19 protein-coding genes are annotated in these 20,700 nt (G+C 69.8%); 4 read left to right on the top strand and 15 right to left on the bottom strand.

Annotated elements, in window-relative coordinates:
• Nucleotides 1-82: 82 nt before the first annotated feature.
• From ACFWYM_RS13150 to ACFWYM_RS13160, 3 genes are all read right to left on the bottom strand, one after another.
• Nucleotides 83-391, bottom strand: coding sequence for a hypothetical protein (locus ACFWYM_RS13150; RefSeq protein ID WP_384834616.1), 309 nt, complete (start codon nucleotides 389-391; stop codon nucleotides 83-85).
• On the bottom strand, nucleotides 349-774 hold the full coding sequence (locus ACFWYM_RS13155) for an MMPL family transporter (RefSeq protein WP_384834619.1): 426 nt from the start codon (nucleotides 772-774) through the stop codon (nucleotides 349-351). The genes ACFWYM_RS13150 and ACFWYM_RS13155 overlap by 43 nt, the downstream gene beginning before the upstream one ends.
• A 153-nt stretch (nucleotides 775-927) precedes the next feature.
• Complete coding sequence (locus ACFWYM_RS13160; RefSeq protein WP_384834622.1) at nucleotides 928-2,160, bottom strand: geranylgeranyl reductase family protein; 1,233 nt, start codon at nucleotides 2,158-2,160, stop codon at nucleotides 928-930.
• Between the two features lie 134 nt (nucleotides 2,161-2,294).
• Between ACFWYM_RS13160 and ACFWYM_RS13165 the strand changes: the two genes are divergently transcribed.
• Nucleotides 2,295-3,650 carry a dipeptidase gene (locus tag ACFWYM_RS13165; RefSeq protein ID WP_384834625.1) on the top strand — a complete coding sequence of 452 codons (1,356 nt, stop codon included), beginning with the start codon at nucleotides 2,295-2,297 and terminating at the stop codon, nucleotides 3,648-3,650.
• Between the two features lie 152 nt (nucleotides 3,651-3,802).
• Nucleotides 3,803-4,522, top strand: a complete 720-nt coding sequence (locus ACFWYM_RS13170) for an MBL fold metallo-hydrolase (RefSeq protein ID WP_384834628.1) — start codon at nucleotides 3,803-3,805, stop codon at nucleotides 4,520-4,522.
• Here the strand turns inward: ACFWYM_RS13170 and ACFWYM_RS13175 are convergent.
• The 9 genes from ACFWYM_RS13175 to ACFWYM_RS13215 all read right to left on the bottom strand — a co-directional run bounded on the left by ACFWYM_RS13175 (nucleotide 4,495) and on the right by ACFWYM_RS13215 (nucleotide 14,218).
• Entirely contained in the window at nucleotides 4,495-5,568 is a 1,074-nt protein-coding gene (locus tag ACFWYM_RS13175) for an ABC transporter ATP-binding protein (protein ID WP_384834631.1), read from the bottom strand. The genes ACFWYM_RS13170 and ACFWYM_RS13175 overlap by 28 nt on opposite strands.
• The gene (locus tag ACFWYM_RS13180; protein ID WP_384834634.1) at nucleotides 5,565-6,785 is read right to left on the bottom strand and encodes an ABC transporter ATP-binding protein; all 1,221 of its coding nucleotides are present in this window, start codon (nucleotides 6,783-6,785) and stop codon (nucleotides 5,565-5,567) included. The genes ACFWYM_RS13175 and ACFWYM_RS13180 overlap by 4 nt, the downstream gene beginning before the upstream one ends.
• Complete coding sequence (locus tag ACFWYM_RS13185) at nucleotides 6,785-7,705, bottom strand: ABC transporter permease (protein ID WP_384834637.1); 921 nt, start codon at nucleotides 7,703-7,705, stop codon at nucleotides 6,785-6,787. The genes ACFWYM_RS13180 and ACFWYM_RS13185 overlap by 1 nt, the downstream gene beginning before the upstream one ends.
• A complete protein-coding gene (locus ACFWYM_RS13190; protein ID WP_384834640.1) occupies nucleotides 7,698-8,684 on the bottom strand; it encodes an ABC transporter permease in 987 nt (328 codons plus the stop codon). Before ACFWYM_RS13190 ends, ACFWYM_RS13185 begins: the two co-directional genes overlap by 8 nt.
• A 96-nt stretch (nucleotides 8,685-8,780) precedes the next feature.
• On the bottom strand, nucleotides 8,781-10,586 hold the full coding sequence (locus tag ACFWYM_RS13195; RefSeq protein WP_384834643.1) for an ABC transporter family substrate-binding protein: 1,806 nt from the start codon (nucleotides 10,584-10,586) through the stop codon (nucleotides 8,781-8,783).
• A 259-nt stretch (nucleotides 10,587-10,845) separates the two neighbouring features.
• Nucleotides 10,846-11,907, bottom strand: a complete 1,062-nt coding sequence (locus tag ACFWYM_RS13200; protein ID WP_384834646.1) for an NUDIX domain-containing protein — start codon at nucleotides 11,905-11,907, stop codon at nucleotides 10,846-10,848.
• 91 nt (nucleotides 11,908-11,998) lie between these two features.
• A complete protein-coding gene (locus ACFWYM_RS13205) occupies nucleotides 11,999-13,072 on the bottom strand; it encodes a hypothetical protein (protein ID WP_384834649.1) in 1,074 nt (357 codons plus the stop codon).
• A complete protein-coding gene (locus ACFWYM_RS13210; RefSeq protein WP_384834652.1) occupies nucleotides 13,069-13,701 on the bottom strand; it encodes a hypothetical protein in 633 nt (210 codons plus the stop codon). Before ACFWYM_RS13210 ends, ACFWYM_RS13205 begins: the two co-directional genes overlap by 4 nt.
• Nucleotides 13,702-13,870: 169 nt before the next feature.
• A complete protein-coding gene (locus tag ACFWYM_RS13215) occupies nucleotides 13,871-14,218 on the bottom strand; it encodes a hypothetical protein (protein WP_384834655.1) in 348 nt (115 codons plus the stop codon).
• A 328-nt stretch (nucleotides 14,219-14,546) separates the two neighbouring features.
• Here ACFWYM_RS13215 and ACFWYM_RS13220 point away from each other — a divergent pair, with 328 nt between their 5' ends.
• Nucleotides 14,547-14,981, top strand: a complete 435-nt coding sequence (locus tag ACFWYM_RS13220) for an STAS domain-containing protein (protein ID WP_384834658.1) — start codon at nucleotides 14,547-14,549, stop codon at nucleotides 14,979-14,981.
• On the opposite strand, the gene ACFWYM_RS13225 is transcribed toward ACFWYM_RS13220, so the two are convergent.
• The 3 genes from ACFWYM_RS13225 to ACFWYM_RS13235 all read right to left on the bottom strand — a co-directional run bounded on the left by ACFWYM_RS13225 (nucleotide 14,944) and on the right by ACFWYM_RS13235 (nucleotide 18,157).
• Nucleotides 14,944-15,873 carry a carbohydrate ABC transporter permease gene (locus tag ACFWYM_RS13225; RefSeq protein WP_384834660.1) on the bottom strand — a complete coding sequence of 310 codons (930 nt, stop codon included), beginning with the start codon at nucleotides 15,871-15,873 and terminating at the stop codon, nucleotides 14,944-14,946. The two genes, ACFWYM_RS13220 and ACFWYM_RS13225, sit on opposite strands and share 38 nt — an antisense overlap.
• Nucleotides 15,870-16,817 carry a carbohydrate ABC transporter permease gene (locus ACFWYM_RS13230; RefSeq protein ID WP_384834689.1) on the bottom strand — a complete coding sequence of 316 codons (948 nt, stop codon included), beginning with the start codon at nucleotides 16,815-16,817 and terminating at the stop codon, nucleotides 15,870-15,872. The genes ACFWYM_RS13225 and ACFWYM_RS13230 overlap by 4 nt, the downstream gene beginning before the upstream one ends.
• 71 nt (nucleotides 16,818-16,888) lie before the next feature.
• Nucleotides 16,889-18,157: an ABC transporter substrate-binding protein gene (locus ACFWYM_RS13235; RefSeq protein WP_384834692.1), complete on the bottom strand. Its 1,269-nt coding sequence runs from the start codon at nucleotides 18,155-18,157 to the stop codon at nucleotides 16,889-16,891.
• Between the two features lie 269 nt (nucleotides 18,158-18,426).
• Between ACFWYM_RS13235 and ACFWYM_RS13240 the strand changes: the two genes are divergently transcribed.
• Nucleotides 18,427-20,529, top strand: coding sequence for an NPCBM/NEW2 domain-containing protein (locus tag ACFWYM_RS13240; protein ID WP_384834663.1), 2,103 nt, complete (start codon nucleotides 18,427-18,429; stop codon nucleotides 20,527-20,529).
• Nucleotides 20,530-20,700 lie beyond the last annotated feature (171 nt).

The following is a 20,700-nucleotide window of genomic DNA, read 5'->3' on the forward strand; positions in this document are numbered from 1 at the left end:
GGCGGGGGCCGCCGCGGGCGTCAGTCGAGCGTGGCGATCACGCGTACTCCCCCGGGAGTACGGCCCCGGCGACCGCCCGGCCCTACGGTTCCTCGTGCAGCCCGTACCTCCGGTGCAGGGCGCGCAGCGGCGCGGGCGCCGCGGCGAGCAGCAGGACGCCGACGACGGCCGCCCCGGCCGCGAGGGGGCGCCCCATGGCGGCCCGCGCCGACCGCTGCCAGAAGCTCCGCGCGGCGACGTGCGGCCGCTCCACGCGATGGCCCCGGCGGGCGAGCGCGACGGGCAGCAGGAGCAGCGCCCCGGCGACCGCCGTGAGGACGACCGGCACGCCGGCGTACGCGAAGGAGCTCAGGAAGAAGAAGGGGAAGACCAGGAGCGCGCTGAGCGACACCGCCACCGTGAGCCCGCTGAACACACGGTGCGCCCGGCGGCCGTCGTCGCGCGCACCACGGCGTCCGGCTGCGCGTGCCCGGCCTGCCGCTCCTCGCGGTAGCGGCTGATGACGAACAGGCCGTAGTCGACGCCGAGTCCGAGGACGAGGACGAGGACGAGGGCGAGGTTGGCCGCGAACGGCGACACCTCGGTGACCTGGGCGAGGGCCCGCAGCCCGGCGAGCGTGCCGACGACGGAGAGCAGCCCGACCCCGACGGTCAGCGGGGCGGCGACGGTGCGCCGGCACACGAGGATCAGCAGGAGCAGCACGACGGGCAGGGCGAGCGCCTCCGCGCGCAGCAAGTCGGCGCGGCGCGGGCGTGCTCGCGTACGAGGAGACACGGCAGCGCATCGCGGGGGCCATGGGCGCGGACCCGGGCCCGGCGCTGCGCGCCCCGCACGGGCGGATGCTGCGCCAGGACCCGCAGCTCCTCGGTTCTGGGGACTCAGTGGGCTTGTAGGAGCACGACCAGGAGCACGACGGCTCAGGGGCTCCTAGGAAGGCGACGAGGGTGACGCGGGCACGTCGCGGTCCATCGCCGACAGGGCGCGGCCCGCCAGCGGGTGGGTGCGGACGAGCTCGCCGAGCGTCGTCGTGCCGCGGGTGATGCGGGTGAAGGCCCGCCACGCGGGCCGGAAGGTGGTGATGGCCGCGTGCAGCATGCCGGGCCTGCGCTCGAAGACGGTCAGCATGCGCTTGCCGACGGCCATCTCGACGCCGAGGCCCGCCTTGATCGCGAAGGCGTAGTTGAGGGCCTGGCGGCGCGCGTCCACCGCGTCGTGCGCCTCGGAGATGCGGACCGCCCACTCCCCCGCGAGCCGCCCCGAGCGCAGCGCGAAGGAGATGCCCTCGCGGGTCCACGGCTCAAGGAGGCCCGCCGCGTCGCCGCAGACCAGGACGCGGCCGCGGGAGAGCGGGGAGTCGTCGCTGCGGCAGCGCGTCAGATGGCCGGAGGAGATGGACGGCTCGAAGCCCGCGAGGCCGAGCCGGGCGATGAAGTTCTCCAAGTACCGCTTGGTGGCGGCGCCTTCGCCGCGCGCGGAGATCACGCCGACGGTGAGCGTGTCGCCCTTGGGGAACACCCAGCCGTAACTGCCCGGCAGCGGGCCCCAGTCGATGAGCACCCGGCCCGCCCAGTCCTCCGCGACCGTCGGCGGCACCGGGATCTCCGCCTCCAGGCCGAGGTCCACCTGGTCGAGCTTCACCCCGACATGTGCTCCTATGCGGCTCGCGCTGCCGTCGGCGCCGACCACCGCGCGCGCGAGGACCGTCTCGCCGCCCTGGAGGACGACCGCGACGGTACGCCGGTCCGGGACCGCCGAGCCGTGCTGCTCCACGCGCGCGACCGTGACGCCCGTACGGATCTCGGCGCCCGCCTTCTGGGCGTGCTCGACGAGCTGCTGGTCGAACTCGGGGCGGTTGATGAGACCGAAGAGCGTCTGCTTGGAGCGGCGCGTGCGCACGAACTTCCCGTCCAGGGAGAACGTGACCGCGTGCACCCGGTCGCGCAGCGGCAGCTCGAAGCCGGGCGGCAGGCTGTCGCGGGAGGGGCCGATGATGCCGCCGCCGCACGTCTTGTAGCGGGGCAGCTCGGCCTTCTCCAGGAGCAGCACACGGCGTCCGGCGACGGCCGCCGCATAGGCGGCCGAGGCCCCCGCGGGGCCCGCGCCGACCACCACCACGTCCCAGACGTGTCGGGCGTCGTCCGATGGGTTCTCGCTGCTCACGATGGTCTACCGCTCCTGATCCAGCTGTTGGCCGCGCTTTCCGGTGCATCCTACGGCGGAGGCCGTGGCGTCCTCCCTGTGGGAGGATCACTGCTACCCACACGTACAACGTCGCACCTACGAGGAGCGTGCCCATGTCGCCGAATCCGATCGCCGAGACCGTCGCCTCGCTCATGCCGAAGGCGAAGGAGGAGCTCACCGAACTGGTGGCCTTCAAGTCGGTGGCGGACTTCGATCAGTTCCCGAAGTCGGAGAGCGAGGCCGCCGCGAACTGGGTGGCCGACGCGCTGCGCGCCGAGGGCTTCCAGGACGTCGCGCTCCTCGACACCCCGGACGGCACCCAGTCGGTGTACGGCTTCCTGCCCGGCCCCGAAGGCGCCCCCACCGTCCTCCTGTACGCGCACTACGACGTCCAGCCGCCGCTCGACGAGGCCGCGTGGGTCACGCCGCCCTTCGAGCTGACGGAGCGGGACGGCCGCTGGTTCGGGCGCGGCTCCGCCGACTGCAAGGGCGGCGTCATCATGCACCTGCTCGCGCTGCGCGCCCTGAAGGCGAACGGCGGCGTCCCGGTCGGCGTGAAGGTCATCGCGGAGGGCTCGGAGGAGCAGGGCACGGGCGGCCTGGAGCGGTACGCGGAGCAGCACCCGGAGCTGCTCACCGCCGACACGATCGTCATCGGTGACGCGGGCAACTTCCGGGTCGGCCTGCCGACGGTCACCTCGACGCTGCGCGGCATGACCCTCGTCCGTGTGCGCGTGGACACCCTCGAAGGCAACCTCCACTCCGGCCAGTTCGGCGGTGCCGCCCCCGACGCGCTCGCGGCCCTCATCCGCGCCCTCGACTCGCTGCGCGCCGAGGACGGCTCGACGACGGTCGACGGCCTGGCGGGCGGCGCGGTCTGGGACGGCCTCCAGTACGAGGAGGCGGCCTTCCGCAAGGACGCGAAGGTCCTGGACGGCGTGGAGCTCATCGGCGAGGGCACGGTCGCCGACCGCATCTGGGCCCGCCCCGCCGTGACGGTGCTCGGCATCGACTGCCCGCCGGTCGTCGGCGCCACCCCGTCGGTGCAGGCGGGCGCGCGTGCGCTGATCAGCCTGCGGGTGCCGCCGGGCGTGGACGCCGCCGAGGCGACGAAGCTGCTCCAGGCCCACCTGGAGGCGCACACCCCGTGGGGCGCCCGCGTGGAGACCGAGCAGATCGGGCAGGGCCAGGCGTTCCGTGCGGACACCAAGAGCCCGGCGTACGCGGCGATGGCGGACGCGATGGGCGAGGCGTACCCCGGCGAGACGATGCAGTACGCGGGGCAGGGCGGCTCGATCCCGCTGTGCAACACCCTGGCCGGGCTCTACCCCGATGCGGAGATTCTCCTCATCGGCCTGAGCGAGCCGGAGGCGCAGATCCACGCGGTCAACGAGAGTGTCTCTCCTGAGGAGTTGGAGCGGCTCTCGGTGGCGGAGGCGCTGTTCCTGCAGAAGTACGCGGCGCGCTGAGCCCGGCGGGTTCGCCCGCTCTGCTGCCGGCTGTTCGCTCTGCCGTCGGCGGTGCGTTCTGCTGCCGGCGCTTCGCTCTGCCACCGACGGCTCGCTCTGCTGTCGGCCAAGGGCCCTCGCCTTGCGCGGGGGCCCTTCCTTACGGTCGGGCCATGGACGTCATCGAGATCGCTCCCCGGCTCCACCTGCTCCGCTTCCCCGTCGGCCAGGCGTATCTGTGGCGCGACGGCGAGGAGTTGACCCTCGTCGACGCGGGCCCGCCCGGCGCGGCGGCCGACCTCGCGGCGGCCGTCACCGGGCTGGGGCGCCACCCGCGCGACGTGCGCCGCGTCGTGCTCACGCACTTCCACGAGGACCACATGGGCGGCGCGGCCGCGTTCGCGGCGCTGAGCGGCGCCGAGGTGGTCGCGCACCGCCTGGAGGCTCCGGTCGTACGGGGTGAAGTGGCGGGCCCCGAGCCGGTGTACGAGGGGGACTGGGAGCGGTCCGTGCACGCGAACGCGAAGGCGCTGCTGCCGCAGGTGCCGGTGGCGCCCGTGCCCGGGGTGCGGGAGGTGGCCGACGGCGAGGTCCTGGACTTCGGCGGCGGGGCGCGCGTGGTGCACACCCCGGGGCACACGGACGGCAGCATCGGGCTCCATCTCCCGTCCCACGGCGTGCTGTTCACGGGCGACGCGATCGCCGTGTCCCCGCTGGACGGCCAGGTGATCCTCGGCGTCCTCAACGTCGACCGCGAGCGCGCCGTCGACTCCTTCGGGAAGCTCGCGGGCCTGGACGCGGAGGTGGCGTGCTTCGGGCACGGGGACCCGGTGACCGAGCGCGCCGACCTGGCGCTGCGGGCGGCCTACAGGAGCTCCACCGCCTCCGCGTAGTGGCACGCCACCGGCGCCCCGCCGCCCCGCTCCACCAGCTCGGGCACCGACTCCACGCAGGCCGTCCGCTCGCTCTCGGTCAGCTCGCCCGCGTACTTGGGACAGCGGGTGCGGAAGCGGCAGCCGCTGGGCGGGCGGATCGGGCTCGGCACGTCGCCCTGCACGGTGATGCGGCGCCGGGCCCGCTCCTTGTGCGGATCGGGCAGCGGGATGGCCGAGATGAGGGCCTGGGTGTAGGGGTGGGCGGGGCGCGCGAAGAGCTGCCGGGTCGGGGCGATCTCCACGATGCGGCCCAGGTACATGACGGCGATGCGGTGCGCGACGTGCCGCATCACCGACAGGTCGTGGGCCACGAAGAGGAAGGACAGGCCGAGTTCGCTCTGCAGGTCCATCAGGAGGTTGAGGACGCCGGCCTGGATGGACACGTCCAGGGCGGACACCGGTTCGTCGAGGACGATGACGCGGGGCCGCAGCGCCAACGCCCGTGCGATGCCCACGCGTTGGCGCTGCCCGCCGGAGAACTCGTGCGCGAAGCGGTTGCCGTGTTCGGGGTTGAGGCCGACGAGCCGGAGCAGCTCCCGCACCTCGGCGCGGGCACCGGGCCCGTACCGGTCGTGGATGCGCAGCGGCTCCGCCACGATCTCGTGGACGGCGATGCGCGGGTCGAGCGAGGCGTACGGGTCCTGGAACACGATCTGCAACTCGCGCCGCAGCGGCCGCATCTGACGTCGGCTCAACTCGGTGAGCTCACGGCCCTGGTAGCGGACCTGGCCGGCGGTGGCGCGCTCCAGGTTGAGCAGGGTGCGCGCCGTGGTGGTCTTGCCGGAGCCCGACTCGCCCACGAGGCCCAGGGTCTCGTTCTCGTACAGGTCGAAGGAGACCCCGCAGACGGCGTGCACATCGCCGATGCGGCGGCGCAGGAGGCCGCGCGAACGCACCGGGAAGTGCTTGACGAGGTCGCGGACCTGGAGGACCGGCTCGCCGCTGCCGCCTTGTTCGCGCAGGGGCGGGAGCGGCTTGCCGGGGTGCGCGGTGGTGTTGCTCATGCGCGGTCGCCTCCTTCCTCTCCTTCGTCGGTGGGCGCTGTGTCCTCAGCGGCAGGCGCGGCGTCTTCATCGGCGGGTGCGGCGTCTTCATCGGCGGGCGCAGCCTCCGTCGGCACGGCGCCGGGCTCCGTGCCGGCGAGCCTCGCCAGCGCCTCCGTGTCCGCGCCCGTCGCCTCGAAGACCTCCTCCGCGCCTGTGTCGACGAGCTGCTCGGAGAAGTGGCAGGCGGAGCGGTGGCCGCGCCGTTCGGTCTCCCGCAGCGGTGGCTCGTCGCGGTCGCAGACGTCCTGCCGCATGGGGCAGCGCGGGGCGAAGGGGCAGCCGGGCGGCAGGTTGAGCAGCGAGGGCGGGGCGCCGGTGATGGGTGTGAGGCGCTCCTCCTCGCGGTCCATGCGGGGCAGCGAGCCGAGCAGCCCGAGGGTGTAGGGCATGCGCGGGGTGTAGAAGAGGTCCTCGACCGCGCCGTGCTCCACGATGCGGCCCGCGTACATGACGGCGACGCGGTCGGCGTGCCCGGCGACGACGCCCAGGTCGTGGGTGATGAGGACGAGGGCGGCGCCGGTCTCGGCGCGGGCGGTCTCCAGGGCGTCGAGGATCTGGGCCTGCACGGTGACGTCGAGCGCGGTGGTCGGCTCGTCGGCGATGATCACGGCCGGGTCGTTGGCCATGGCGATGGCGATGACGACGCGCTGCCGCATCCCGCCGGAGAGTTCGTGCGGGTAGCTGTCGACGCGCCGGGCGGCGTGCGGGATGCCGACGGTGTCGAGGAGGTCGACGGAGCGCTCGCGGGCCGCCTTGCGGGTGAGGCCCGGGTGGTGCCTCAGGAGGGTCTCGGAGATCTGGAAGCCCACCGTGTAGACGGGGTTGAGGGACGTCATCGGGTCCTGGAAGATCATCGCGATGCCGCTGCCGCGCACGTCCGAGAGCCCGGCGTCGGAGAGCCCGAGCAGCTCCGCGCCCTCGAACCGCACGGATCCCCGTACCCGCGCGGTCGGCGCGAGCAGCCCCATCACCGCGAGCGCCGTCACCGACTTCCCCGAGCCCGACTCCCCCACGATGCCCAGCGAGTCGCCCCGTTCGAGCCGGTAGCCGACGCCGCGCACCGCCCGTACGACACCGTCCTCCGTGCTGAACTCCACGTGCAGGTCCTCGACTTCGAGCACCGTCTCCTCGGTCGGCAGGGCGGCCCGCACGCCCTCGCTGCTGCTCGTGTTCATCACTGGCGCACCCTCTGCTGGCGTGGGTCGAAGGCGTCGCGCAGCCCGTCCCCGATGAAGTTGATGGTCAGCGCGATCGCGATGATGAAGAAGCCGGGGATGTAGAACAGCCACGGCCGGGTGTCGACGGCGGTCTGCGCCTGCGCCACGAGCAGTCCGAGCGAGGTGTCGGGCGGCTGCACGCCGAAGCTCAGGAACGACAGGGCGGTCTCGGTGAGGATGCCGGTGGCGACCAGGATGGTGGCGTTCACGATGATCGGGCCCAGTGAATTGGGCAGCAGATGGCGGAAGATGATGCGGGTGTCGGACGAGCCGAGCGCCCGGGCCGCCTCGATGAACTCCTTCTCGCGCAGGGACAGCACGGTGGAGCGCACCACGCGCGAGACGTACGCCCAGGTGAGCCCGGCGATGACGACGGCGATCCAGTACCAGGAGCCGCCGGTGCGCCCGGAGATGACGAGGGCGATGGCGAGCAGCGGCAGCGTCAGGACGAGGTCGGCGATCCGCATCATGACGGCGTCCACGGGGCCCCGGTAGAACCCGGCGACGGCACCCCAGACGGAGCCGATCAGCGTCGAGCCGAGCGCGATCATGACGGCGATCTTGAGCGAGGTCTGGGTGCCGCGCATGACCTGGGCGTAGGAGTCGTAGCCCGAGGAGTTCGTGCCGAACGGGTGGTCCGCGGAGGGGGGTTGGGAGTTGTCGGGGGTGTACGTCCCGTACGAGTAGTGCCACAGGTGCGGCCCGACGAACGCCCAGACGACGATGAGGAGCAGCACCACGAGGCTCGCCATGGCCGCGCGGTGGCGCAGGAAGCGGCGCAGGATCAGCTGGGTCTGGGTGCGCTCCTTGACGGTGAACTCCCGGTCGGGGCGCGGGCTTTCGCCCCCGGCCGCCCTGGGTGCCTCGGTGTCAGTCATAGCGGATCCTCGGGTCCAGGACGGCGTAGAGGAGGTCGGCGAAGAGGTTGAGGACGATGACGATGACCGCGGAGAGCAGCAGCCACGCCATGGTGCGGTAGACGTCGACCTTGAACGCCGACTGCACGAGCATCTCGCCCATGCCGTGCCACTGAAAGATCGTCTCGGTGATGACGACCCCGCCGAGCAGGCTCGCGATGTCGAGGGCGGCGACGGTGGTGAGCGGGATGAGCGCGGTGCGCAGGGCGTGCCGTGTCATGACCTTGCCGCGCCGGATCCCCTTGGCGCGGGCCAGGCGCACGTAGTCGCTGCCCAGGACCTCCAGCATGGAGGCGCGGGTGTAGCGGGTCCACGACGCGAAGGAGACCAGGGCGAGCGTGATCACGGGCAGGACGAGATGGCCGAGGCGGTCGGTGAACCGGTTCCAGGCCGTGTCGTTCTCGAGGTAGGCGGACTTCTCGCCGATGGTGCCGAGGAAGCTGCTGCCGGTCACGTCGTTGAACCAGACGCCGCCCTGCTTGAGGAGGACGGCGAACCAGAACACAGGCATGGCCAGGAAGAGGAAGCCGATGAAGGTGATGGCGTAGTCGGACACGGAGTACTGGCGCAGCGCGCTGTACACCCCGAAGGCCACGGCGAGGATCAGGGCGATCGCCATGGCGGTGACCACCAGGACCAGAGTGACCCGGAACCGGGTGAACAGGTCGTGCCCGATGTCGAGGTTGGGCTCCACGGACGGCCCGAAGTCGCCGTGCAGCACGCCGGTGATCCAGTTCCAGTAGCGCTCGGCGGCGGGCTGGTCGGCGTGGATGTGGTGGGCGAAGGCGTCGACGGCGGCCTTGCTGGGCGGGGGCTGCCGGGAGGTGGCGAAGTTGGCGACGGGGTCGCCCGCGTTGATGACGATGAGGAAGACGATCAGGGTGGAGGCGATGAGGACGGGAATGGAGACGAGGATGCGGCGCAGGGTGTAGGCGAGCACGGGCGTTCCCCCGGGCGTACGGGACGACTGCTGAGGCACCCGGCCCCGGATCAACACCGGAGCCGGGCAAGGGAGTTGGGCCGTAAGGACCCGCTTCTACTTTTTCAGACCCCACTCGGCCGTGTTGTACGGCGGGCCCACGTTGGTGGCGTTGTCCCGCATGTTCACGTACCGGTTCTGCACGGCGAGGAAGGTCGGCTTCTGGTACAGCGGGAGCACGTAGGCGTCCTTGACCATCACCGCGTCGGCCTGATTGAGGAGCTGGGCCGCCTTCGCGGAGTCCGTCGCCTCGATGGCCTGGCTGATGAGGGAGTCCACCTTCTTGTTGCTGTAGCCGCCGTAGTTGCCGCCGCCTCCGGTCATCCACGCCTGCTGGGCGTTGCTGCCGGGGAAGGGCGAGGCCACCCACGCGAAGACGATGATGTCGTACTGGTGCCCGGCGAGCACCGTGCCGAGATCAGCGGCCCCGATGGGCTTGATATTGATCTTGATGCCGAGCTCGGCGAGGGAGCTCTGCAGGATCTGGCACTCGCTCTGCCGCACCTGGTTGCCGGTCGTGTAGCGGCAGTTGAAGGGGCCGACCCCCTTCCCGTCGGGCGTATTCAGCGCCGACCCGACCCCGGTGAACTTGGCGTCGGTCAGATACTTCTTCGCCTTGTCGAGATTGCCCGAGCCCTGCCCGGTGGCGGTCACGACGTCCTGGTATCCGGCCTGTCCGGGCACCAGCATGTGGCTGCCGAGCTGCTTCACCTTCGGGTCGAACTGGCCGACCGTCTTGGCCATGATGTCCTTGACGCTGAGGGCCGTGAACATCGCGAGCCGCAGCTCCTTGTACTTCCCGATCACCGGGTCGTGCAGATTCAGGTCGAAGTGCTCCCAGTTCAGGCCGTTGCTGATGGTGTACGTGACGTTCGGGATGTCCTTGATCTGCTTGACCAGGTCGACCTCGGGCTGCGGATAGATCCCCTGCACCTCGTTGTTGCGCAGGGCGATCGGCTCCTGGGTGGCGTCCGTGATGACCTTGAAGATCAGCCGCTCCAGGACCGGCTTGCGCGCGCCCCACCACTTGGGGTCGGGCATGAAGGTGGCGTGGTCGTTGTCCTTCCACTCCTTCATGAGATACGGGCCCGCGGTGGCGTACTCGGTGGGCGGGGTCTTGCCGAAGTACCGCCAGGACTTGGTCATCTGAGTACCCGTCATGGTGGCGGCGCTCTTCCCGCCGCCCACCTTCATGGCGATGTGCGCCGGGTACAGCGGATAGCCCGCACCGAACAGCTGCTTCCAGTCCGAGTAGGACTTGGCCATCACCACGGTGACGGTCTTGCCCCCGTCGGAGCCCTTGACCGACTTGATGCGGTCGTAGCCGGCGGTGGACTGCGGCAGACACCCCTTGGTCTGGCTCTCGTCGCTCTTGGGCGGCGGCGGGCAGTCCTTGCCGTTGTTCGTGCGCCAGTAGTAGATGAAGTCCTCGGCGGAGATCGCGGTCCCGTCGTTCCACTTCGCCTTCGGGTTGATCTTGTAGACGAAGGTCTGCGGACTCGTGCTCGTCTGGGTGGCCGAGGTGACGAGATCGGTGTTGAGCTTCACCGTGAAGTCCGGCTGCGGCACGAACACGGAGGGCAGGACGACCCCGAGGGCCTCGCCGTTCTCGAAGGTGTTCCCGTTCGTGTCCTGCACGTTCCACTGCTGGATGTTCTTCTCCATCGTGTACGTGAAGGAGCCGCCCGCCTTGGTCTCGGCGGAGTTGCAGGTGTTCGCCTTGCCCTCCTGCGAGCAGGCCGAGAGCCCCGCGGAGGACTTCTCCCCGTCGTCGTCCCCGCCGCCACCGCAGGCCGCGAGGACGAGTGTGAGCCCGGCGGCGAGGGTGAATCCCCTGGCGAGGGCGGAAGTCTGCGCGCGCATGTCCCTCCGTTCCGCCGGGCGGTCACCACCCGGCCCTGTGGAGCGGCCGAAGCCGCTAGAGGTGAGCTGCGCCTGTCACCGTAGGGCTGTCCCGGTTCCACGTAAGCTCCCGCGTCATTCCAGAAAGGTGACGTTCCGCCGTCAATTCCGCCTCAGAACGGCTGCTGGTCGGCAAAGTCCGCCGAGGGGAACACCCATCTCGGCCGAATGCTCGCGCCGTCGGCTCCCGCCCTGTGTCCCACCCGTCGACAGTGCCCCCTCAGCCCACCGGAACACCGGCCTCCAGATACAGCGCGGCCCCGCGCTCCCGCGCCCGCAGCGCCCATCGCAGCCGCTCGTACCGCACCGGCGGCAGCAGCCGCGCCGCCTCCTGCTCGGTCACGAACCGCCAGCCGCGCAGCTCGGGCCCCGGCAGCAGCACCCGCTCGGCCTCCCGCCCGTCGAGCCGCCCGCCGTCGAAGAGAAACCGCATCCCGCCGTACCCCGGCGGCACGGGCGGCTCCCAGTCGGTCACCAGGAGGCGCGGCACATCGACGAGTTGGATGCCGGTCTCCTCGGCGACCTCCCGCATCCCCGCGCGCGCGGGCGCCTCCCCCGGCTCGACGACACCGCCGGGAAACTCCCACCCCGCCTTGTACGTCGGATCGACGAGCAGAAACCGGTCCTCCTCGTCGAACAGGAGCACCCCGGCGGCGAGCGTCTCACCGGTGGGCTCCGGCGTCTGCACGATGTCGCACACGGGCGCGGCCCCGCTGCGCACCGCGTCGGCGACGCGCTCGGCGATCTCGTACGGAGTGAGGGAGCTGACGTCGATCCGGTGGGCGTCGCCCCCCAACCACCCCCGGACCGCCTCCCGGTACGGCTCGATGTGGTCGTACGACCACTGCCGCACCCCCACGTCCCCGTCGCCCGACCCACCCGTGGCGTCAAGGCCGGGTATGCGCTCCTCGCGGCCGGCTATGCGCTCCCGCAGGATCGTTTCGTCCACGTCGAGCAGGATGTGCCGCACCCGGATCCGCCGCGAGGCGAGGCCCCCGAAGATCTCGTCCCGGTACTCCTGTCTGAGCAGCGTCATCGGCACCACGAGGACGCCTCCGACCTCGGCGAGCAGCGCGGCGGCCGTGTCCACGACGAGCCGCCGCCAGATCGCCAGATCCTGATAGTCGCTCACCTCGGCGAGGCACTTGGGCGGCAGCAGATACGGCAGTCCGCCACCGATGACCTCGGGGTCGAAGAGTGTGCTGTTCGGGATCAGCTCGATCAGCTCCTGTGCGGCGCTGGTCTTGCCCGCACTGAACGCGCCATTGACCCAAACGATCACGGTTCCCCCTCTTCTGTTGGCCCCCTGAGGCTTGCCCGCTTCAGCGTGCCACGGAAACCAAGGAGGGCCGAAGGGAGGGCCCGGCGCTCCGTCAGCGGTTCACGGACTGGACCTCCTGCACGTCGACCGCCTGGGTCGTCTCGAAGACACCGTCGGGCATCTTGTGCACCCCGTCGTGGTCCGAGCCCTCCCAGGTGATCTTCCAGGTGAGGGACGCCTTCATCTTGTACGGTGCGCCGTCCGTGGCGCGCAGGTACTGGATGCCGCAGGGCGGATCCTGCTCGGAGTCCCCGGCCCGGTACGGCGTGCCGATGGAGCCGTCGTCGTTGATCCGGCACTCGCCGGAGGCCGGGTACGTCTTCGCGTCGCCCGTACCCGGGTTCAGGTGCAGGCTGACCGGCTTGGCCGTCACCTCCGACCACATGCCGACATCGGGCAGCGAGGCACGCACGTGCACGTCCTTGAAGGTGCCCTTGTCGAGCCAGGCCCACGTCGGGAGATTCACCGTCGACTTGGCCTTCGGCTTCAACTCGACCTCGGTGTCCGGCACCCGGACCCGGTCATAGGCGTACTCGGCCAGCCCCTTCGGGGTGATGGCGTTCTCCCTCTTCGGCGTCTCGCCCTGGGGCACCCAGAACGCCGTCCTGAAGCAGTCCCACTTGGTGATGTTGCCGCGCGAGTCGGGCCGCTCGATGGCCCGCCAGAACATGCCCTTCTTGCCTACGTTGAAGTCCTTGTAGCCCGGATCGTCATAGGTCCACCGCTTGCCGAGTTTGTAGTGGTCCTCCCACAGCGGCCCCTGCCACTGGTTCCCGACGGCCACCGGCGCCAGCCCGTGGTCCCCGAGCTTCTTCACGAAGTCCCGCAGCTGCTCGGGCTTGAACGTCGGCTCGTACCAGCACGGCGGAGGCGTCCAGTTCGGGTCGATGGGCGTGAGGCTCCCCTTGCCGGAACCGCCCTTGCTGCCGGACCCACTGATCTGGATCCGGCTGTGGTGGATCGAGGTGAACAGGTCCTGCCCATCGGCTCCGGCCGGTGGATCACCGCCCTCGGTACCGCCCTTGTCGCCGCCGTTGTCGATGCCGGCATGGGCCGCGGTCGGCACCGCCGACAGCAGCAGCCCGGCCAGCACCACCGTGCCCGTGCGCAGCCACGTCGGTATCACTTGCAGCCTCCCCGCGCCGACTCGACTGCCGTGGTCTGCCAGACGCCGTTCTGCCCCTTCGACAACTTCGTGGTGTACAGGACGAGATTGTCCTTGCCGCTGGAGTCGTAGTTGGCCTTGCCGGTCTTCTTGTCCCGCGAGAACGCCTTGGACTCGTCGGAGCAGTAGTTCAGAAACGCCGAGTCACCCTTGAACTGGACCTTCGGGGCGAAGTACTTGAGCCGGCCGGTCAACGTCAGGTCATGCTTCTGGAAACCCGCGACCCATGACTTGGCCGTGGTCAGCGCGCTGCCCGTGTTGTAGAAACTGACTTCGGGAGCGTTCGGGTCGGTCTTGAGCACGGCCGAATTGACGCTCTCGGCACGCCCCTTGCCGTCCTGCAGCACCGCGTTCGACTTCGGGTCACTGCTCGTCCACGCACCTTCGAAGGACATCGTGAAGTCCTTGGCCTGCTTCATCTTCGGCCGGTCCGCGGCGCTCGATGAGGAAGGTGTCGGCTTTGCGCTATTCTGCGTGCCCGCACCCTTGATGTCGTCCCCGTCCCCGCCTCCTCCTGAACCGCAGGCGGAGAGCAGCAGGGCCGCTGTCGCGGCGAACGCAGCAGCGATGGGCGTGGTGCGGCGGTACACGTATGACTCCCGGTGAGGCGACGGCTGGTCCGAGCGGGGCTGCGCTCGAGCCGTCGATGCTGTCACGAAGGTGAACCCTCGCGCATCGGGGTCGCGCATAGTTGATCCAGATCACATGCGCCCCGGTCGCACCACGAGGACCCCAACTCCCCGGTGGCGCCTCGCGGCCTCAGCTGCCGCCCTGCTCCGTCCCGCCTGCCCGGTGGCGCCGATGGGGCAGGTGGAGTCCGTGGCGGGTGGGGGGCGTGTGTTCGGCGGCCTTTGCGCGGGCGGCCAGTTCGGGGGACATCACGTGGACGGCATGGCTCCCGCAGTAGGGGCAGACTCCGGTGGCCAGCGGTGACCGTACGGGCGCGCCGTCCTCGTCGGCGTACGCGAGGGCCTCCACACCGTCGGCGTCCCTGATGAGCCTGACCTGGAAGGTCTTCTTCCAGGTGGTGCCACAGTCACCACAGGTGAAGGCGTACGTCTCCGAAGCGGTGCCGTCCGTGCCGTCGGTGTCGCGGGGTCCAGTCACGGCGCCTTCCTCCAGTGAGCGAGAGCCAGTGAGTCGGTGAACCGGTGAGCCCGGAGTTCCGGGAGGGACCCCCAGGCCATCACCAGCCCCCCACCCCTCACAACCGGCCGGAGCCGTCCGAGTGAGCCATCGCCTGTCAAGTGCTTCCCGGAGACTTCACTCCATCGAGCGATAGCAAGGCTGCATGAATCGTTCCCGCACTCCAGGCTTGCCCGGCCCTCGATACGGTGAGCCACCACACGCCCCAGTCCCCGGCGGCCACCACATTCGATGTCCGTGACGTGCCGGCTCCCTCAGGAGTCAAGTCGGCCCGTCACTGGGGGGATTCGTGCCACAGAGCGAACAGAGCCGCATCGCGTACGACGGGTCGGCCGGACCCGACGGCGCCATCGGCTCCGCGGAGATCCACGAGGCCAAGGGCGCCGTCGTGGTGGAGTTCCGGGGCGAGATCGACGTCGCCGCACGGCTGCGGATACTGCCTCTGCTCGACACCGTCACCGGCCGGCACGCCGCGACCGTCGTCCTCGATCTGCGGCCCACCAGCTTCTTCGACTGCTCCGGCGTCTCCCTGCTCGTGCGGGCCCACCGCAGAGTCACCGAGCGGGGCGGCCGCCTCTGCGTCGTCTGCGTCCGCCCCATGACCCTGCGCATGCTCCGCGTCACCCGGCTCGTCCCGACCCTGTCCCCGACGCCGACGCTGGAGGCCGCGCTGCGCCAGCTCGGTGCTACCCCTTGCTCGACCCCAACGTCAGCCCAGCAATGAAGTGACGCTGCAGCAGCAGGAAGACCAGCACCGTGGGCAGCGCCACCAGGACCGAGCCCGCCGCCAGCAAGTTGTAGTCGGTGAAGAACTGACCCCTGAGGTTGTTCAGGGACGAGGTGATGGGGAGCTTGTCGGGGTTGGAGATGAAGATGAGCGCCCAGAGGAAGTCGTTGTAGATCCAGGTGAATTCGAGCGTCGCGAGGGCCGCGAGGGCGGGGCGGCACAGCGGCAGCGTGATGCGCCAGAACTGGGTCCAGACGCCCGCGCCGTCGACGATCGCGGCTTCCAGGATCTCCTGCGGCAGGGTCCGCATGAAGTTGGCGAGGACGAAGACGCAGAAGCCGATCTGGAAGCCGACGTTGACCAGGATCAGCGCCCAGAGCGAGTCGTAGAGCGTCAGGGAGTCCGACATCCACCAGGGCAGGGGAATCTTGAGGAACAGGGCGTAGAGGGGGGTGACGATCACCTGGGGAGGCAGGAGGTTGCCCGCCGTGAACAGCATCAGCAGCCAGAGGCCGCCGCGCAGGCGCAGGCGGGAGACCACGAAGGCGACGAACGAGGCCAGGAACAGGGTCAGGACCACCGCGGGGATCGCGATCAGGAGCGTGTTCGTGAAGTACTTGCCCATCCCCGAATCGGTGTAGGCCGTGCGGTAGTAGTCGAACGACAGGTGCTTCGGCCAGGAGAAGTAGCCGTCCTTCGCCGTCTCCTCGTACGGGCGCAGGCTCGCGTAGACCGCGAGCAGGAGCGGGGCCAGGAAGGCCAGCGAGACGGCCGTCAGGAAGATGTGCGTGCCGTAGCGGCCCCTGCGGCGCGGGGGCCGGGAGTGCTCGGGGGCGCGAGGTCCCGCCCCGCGTACGGGAGTTGTCGTGCCGACGTCGGATGCGGTCATCGGTCGCGCGCACCTCGCAGCTCTTGGACCAGGAACGTGACGATGAAGCCCAGCGAGAAGACGAGCAGCACGACCGCGATGGCCGAGCCGAAGCCGATGCGGCTCGCCTCGCCGATGATGTTGTCGGTGATCAGGACGGAGAGCAGCTCCAGGCCGTTGCGGCCCTTGTTCACCGCGTACACGATGTCGAAGGCGCGCAGCGCCTCGATCACCGTGATCACACCGACGATGACGTTGACGGGGCGGAGCGTGGGGAAGACGACGCGGAAGAAGGTCTGGCGGGCGCTCGCGCCGTCGATGGCCGCCGCTTCCTTCAGGGCCGGGTCGACGGCCTTGAGTCCGGCCAGGTAGAGGATCATCACGTACCCGGTGTGCCGCCAGCTCGCGGCCAGCATCATCATCCAGATGTTGAGGTCGGAGTCGCCGAGCCAGTCGATCGGGTCCTCGTGGTTGTTCAGGATCGTGTTGACGACGCCCTGGTCGGTGCCGAGGATCAGCTGCGCCATGAAGCCGACGACGGCGAGCGACAGCACCACGGGCATGTACAGGACCGACTGGTAGAAGCGGCTGAAGCGCACACCCCGGTCGATCAGTACGGCGAGCAGGATGCCGAACGGGGTCGCCACCAGACCGAGGAAGCCGACCCAGAGGAGGTTGTGGCGGACGGCCGGCCAGAAGGCGGGGTAGTTGTCGACGAGGCTCTCGTAGTTCTTGCCGCCCACCCACTGGATGTCGCCGATGCCGTCCCAGGACGTGAAGGACAGACCGACCGAGGCGAGCGTGGGGCCCCAGACGATGACGAGGTCCAGGAGGACCGGGATGCCCAGGAGGAGGGCGAGCGCGAGGCGGTCGCGGGGCGTGAAGCGGCGCGGGCCCCGGGGGCCGCGCCACCCTGCGCGCTTCGAAGGCGCCGTGTCCGGCGCGGAGTTCGGCGCGGAGTTCAGTCCGGAGTTCGGCGCTGAGCCCTGCGGGGAGTTCTGTGTGGAGTTCTGCACGGAAACCCAGTCCCCCACCGTCAGCTGACGGCCTGCGAGAAGATGTCCTTCTTCTGGCGCTCGATGCTGTTCACGAGGCCGTCGACATCCTTCGGGTTGCCGATGAAGTCCTGCAACGCCTTGATCATGACGGTCTGCGCGAAGTCGGGCCGGGTGTCGCGGTCCAGGAACTGGGATATCTGCTTCGCCTTGCCCACCAGTTCCGCCGACTTCTTCTGCAGGGGCGTGTACTTGGCGGTGTCGGCGCCTTCGTTGACCGCCACGTTGTTGGGGTCACCGGCGAGGTAGATCTCCTCGGCCTTGGGGGTGCCGAGCCACTTCAGGAGGTCCTTGGCGCCGTCGACGTTCTTGGACTTCTTCGCGACGAGGAAGCCGTCGATGGGGGCCTCCACCGCGTCCTGGCCGAATTCCGGGTCGATCTCGGGGAAGGCGAAGAAGTCGATGTCGTCGCGCTCGTTCTCCGGGAACTGCTGGCCCGGGTGCGGCATGCCGAAGACGGCCATGCCCGTGCGGCGCTTCTGCAGGCCCTGCCCGGCCTCTTCCCAGGTCCGGCCGAGCGCGCCCTTCTGGTAGTACGGCATGAGTTCGCGCCACAGGTCGAAGACCTTCTTCACCTTGTTGTCGGTCCACGCCTCCTTGCCCGCCATCAGGGACTTGTGGAAGTCGTAGCCGTTCAGCCGCATGTTGATGTAGTCGAAGGTGCCCATGGCGGGCCAGCCGTCCTTGTCGCAGAACGCGACCGGAATGCCGTCCTTGCTCATCTTCTTGGCGAGCGCGATGAACTCGTCCCAGTTCTTGGCCTGTTCATAGCCGCGCTGGTCGAAGAGGCTCTTCCGGTGGAAGACGGCCCACGGATAGTAGTAGTACGGCACGAAGTACTGCTTGCCGTCGTGCGTGGACTGGTCCTTGAGGGCGTCGGAGAATCCGCTGAAGCTCTCCCAGACGTCGCTCACGTCGGTCAGCAGACCCTTCTCCGCGAAGTACTGCATGCGATAGCCGGCGAACCACATGAAGACGTCGTCCGGCGTGCCCCGCAGATAGCGCGTGATGTTCTGCTGGAACTCGTTGTGTTCCGTGGTGTTGACCTTGACGGTCTTCTTGGACTTCTTCTCGTAGGCGTCGAAGGCCGCCTGGAACGCCTTCTTCGGCACGGCGTCCGAGGCGTTGGAGCCCATCGAGATCTGGTTCTTGTTGCCGCCGGGGCCGTCCCCGCACGCCGTGAGCAGGACGGGCAGGGTGAGCGCCCCGGCTCCGATCGCCGTACCCCGCAGGAGGTTCCGACGGGACATCCGATGTCCCGACATGCCCTCCGGCGCCACGGAACCGTCGAACGATGACTGTGCCATGTCCCCCTCCAGGGGTTCCAACCGAACACAACCGAACGCGAGGGTTGGATCTCACTCCCAACAGTCACCACCGTCAAGGGTTTTGGCGCCAGGTGCCCGAACCGTTACCGCTCCTCTTCCAACAGAGTCCAACACGGCCTACCGTAAGCGCGCACCCGTGACACCTCCCTCCAGCAATCCCCCAACTTCTGCGAGTACGGAGGACTTTGATGATGCGTCAGCATCCACACCGTGCACCACGCCGAAGAGTCGTCGGATCCCTGACCGCCGTGGTGGCCCTTGCCGGGGCCGGGCTCTGCGCCACCGGATCCGGCCCGGCCGCGGCCGTCGGCCCCTCGCGCCCCTCTCCTGCCACTCCGGCCGCGTCGGCTGCGTCGGCCGCCTCGACTGCGTCAGCCGCGTCACTGAAGGGCGCCCCCCGTCTTCCGGGCGATCTCGCCCGCACCCCTCCCATGGGCTTCAACAACTGGAACTCCACCCACTGCCGGGCCGAGTTCAACGAAGACATGGTCAAGGGCATCGCCGACATCTTCGTCGAGAAGGGCCTCAAGGACGCCGGGTACCAGTACGTCAACCTGGACGACTGCTGGGCGCTGCCCGCGCGCGACGCGGACGGCAAGCTGGTGCCGGACCCCAAGCGGTTCCCCAACGGGATCAAGGCAGTTGCCGACTACGTCCACTCCAAGGGGCTCAAGCTCGGCATCTACACCAGTGCGGGCACCAAGACCTGCAACAGCGCGGGCTTCCCCGGCGGGCTCGGCCATGAGACCAGCGACGCGCGGCAGTTCGCCGACTGGGGCGTGGACTACCTCAAGTACGACAACTGCAACAACCAAGGCGTCGACGCCAAGAAGCGCTACATCGCCATGCGGGACGCCCTGCGGGCCACCGGCCGGCCGATCGTGTACAGCATCTGCGAGTGGGGCGAGAACAAGCCCTGGGAGTGGGCCGCCGACGTCGGGCACCTGTGGCGCACCACCGGGGACATCAGCGACAGCTGGGGCTCCATGCTGTCGATCATGAAGCAGAACCTGCCGCTCGCGCGGTACGCCGGTCCCGGGCAGTGGAACGACCCGGACATGCTGGAAGTCGGCAACGGCGGCATGACGGACACCGAGTACCGTACGCACTTCTCCATGTGGTCCGTGATGGCCGCTCCGCTCCTCATCGGCTCCGACCTGCGCAAAGCCACGCCCGCGACCTTCGACATCCTCGGGAACAAAGAGGTCATCGCGGTCGACCAGGACCCGCTCGGCAAGCAGGGCGAAGTGCTCTCCTCCGAGGGCGGTCGCTGGGTCGTCGCCAAGGAGATGAAGGACGGCAGCCGCGTCGTCGCCCTCTTCAACGAGACGGGCAGCGCGCAGTCCATCAGCACCACCGCGAAGGCCGTCGGGCTCCCGGCCGCCGACGGGTACACGCTGCGCGACCTGTGGCAGCACAAGAGCTACAACACCGCGGGGACCATCGCGGCGACCGTCCCCGCGCACGGCACGACGCTGCTGCGCGTCTCGGCGGACGGCGACTGGGTGAAGAACCCGCCCGCCGCCCAACTCGCCCTGAACGGGAGCCCGTTCGTGGAGGCGGGCAAGGACCGCACGCTCACCACGAAGGTCACCAACCTCGGCCGGACACCGGCGCGTTCGGTGTCCGCAGCGCTGCGCGGGCCCTCGGGGTGGCAGGTGAAGGCGACCTCACCGACGCGTGCGTCCGCGCTGAGCACGGGCAAGTCGCTGAGCACGACCTGGACGGTGACCGCGCCCCCGGGTTCGTCCCCCGGAGCGTACGACCTCACGCTCACCGCGGCCTACCGCTCTCCGTCGGGGGTCGACATCCGAAGTCAACTCCCGCTACAGGCACAGGTGGTGGTGGCGCCGCCCGCGGGCAAGTCGGCGCTGAGTGCGCTGCCGTGGCTGTCGGTGGAGAACGGCTGGGGGCCCGTGGAGCGTGACACCAGCAACGGTGAGAGCGCGGGCGGCGACGGTGGTCCGATCACCATCAACGGCGTCACGTACGCGAAGGGGCTCGGCGCACACGCCGACAGCTCGGTCTCGTACTACGCGGGTGGAGCCTGCGAGCAGGTCACCGCGCAGGTCGGGTTGGACGACGAGAAGGCCGACAAGGGGACCGTCGCCTTCGAGATCTGGGCGGACGGCAAGAAGGCCGCGTCGACCGGCGTGCTCACCAACGCGCAGCCCGCGCAGGCACTTTCAGCCGATGTGAGCGGGGCGCAGGTGGTGCTGCTGGTGGTCACGGACGGGGGTGACGGGAACGACTCGGACCACGCGGACTGGGCGGAGCCTGAGCTGACCTGCTGATCCCTGCTCTCGGGGGCTGCGGGTGCTGCGGGGGCTGCTGGCGGCCGGTGGTGGGGTCGGGGTGGGGACGCGGCGGTATGTCCGTCCTCGAAAAGCCGGGGGCGCCGTGCGAGTGAATGAGTACTGGCTTGGGCGGGTTGCTGTACTGCGGGCGGACATACCGCCGCGTCC

Source organism: Streptomyces sp. NPDC059009 (genome assembly GCF_042740175.1).
GTDB lineage: Bacteria > Actinomycetota > Actinomycetes > Streptomycetales > Streptomycetaceae > Streptomyces.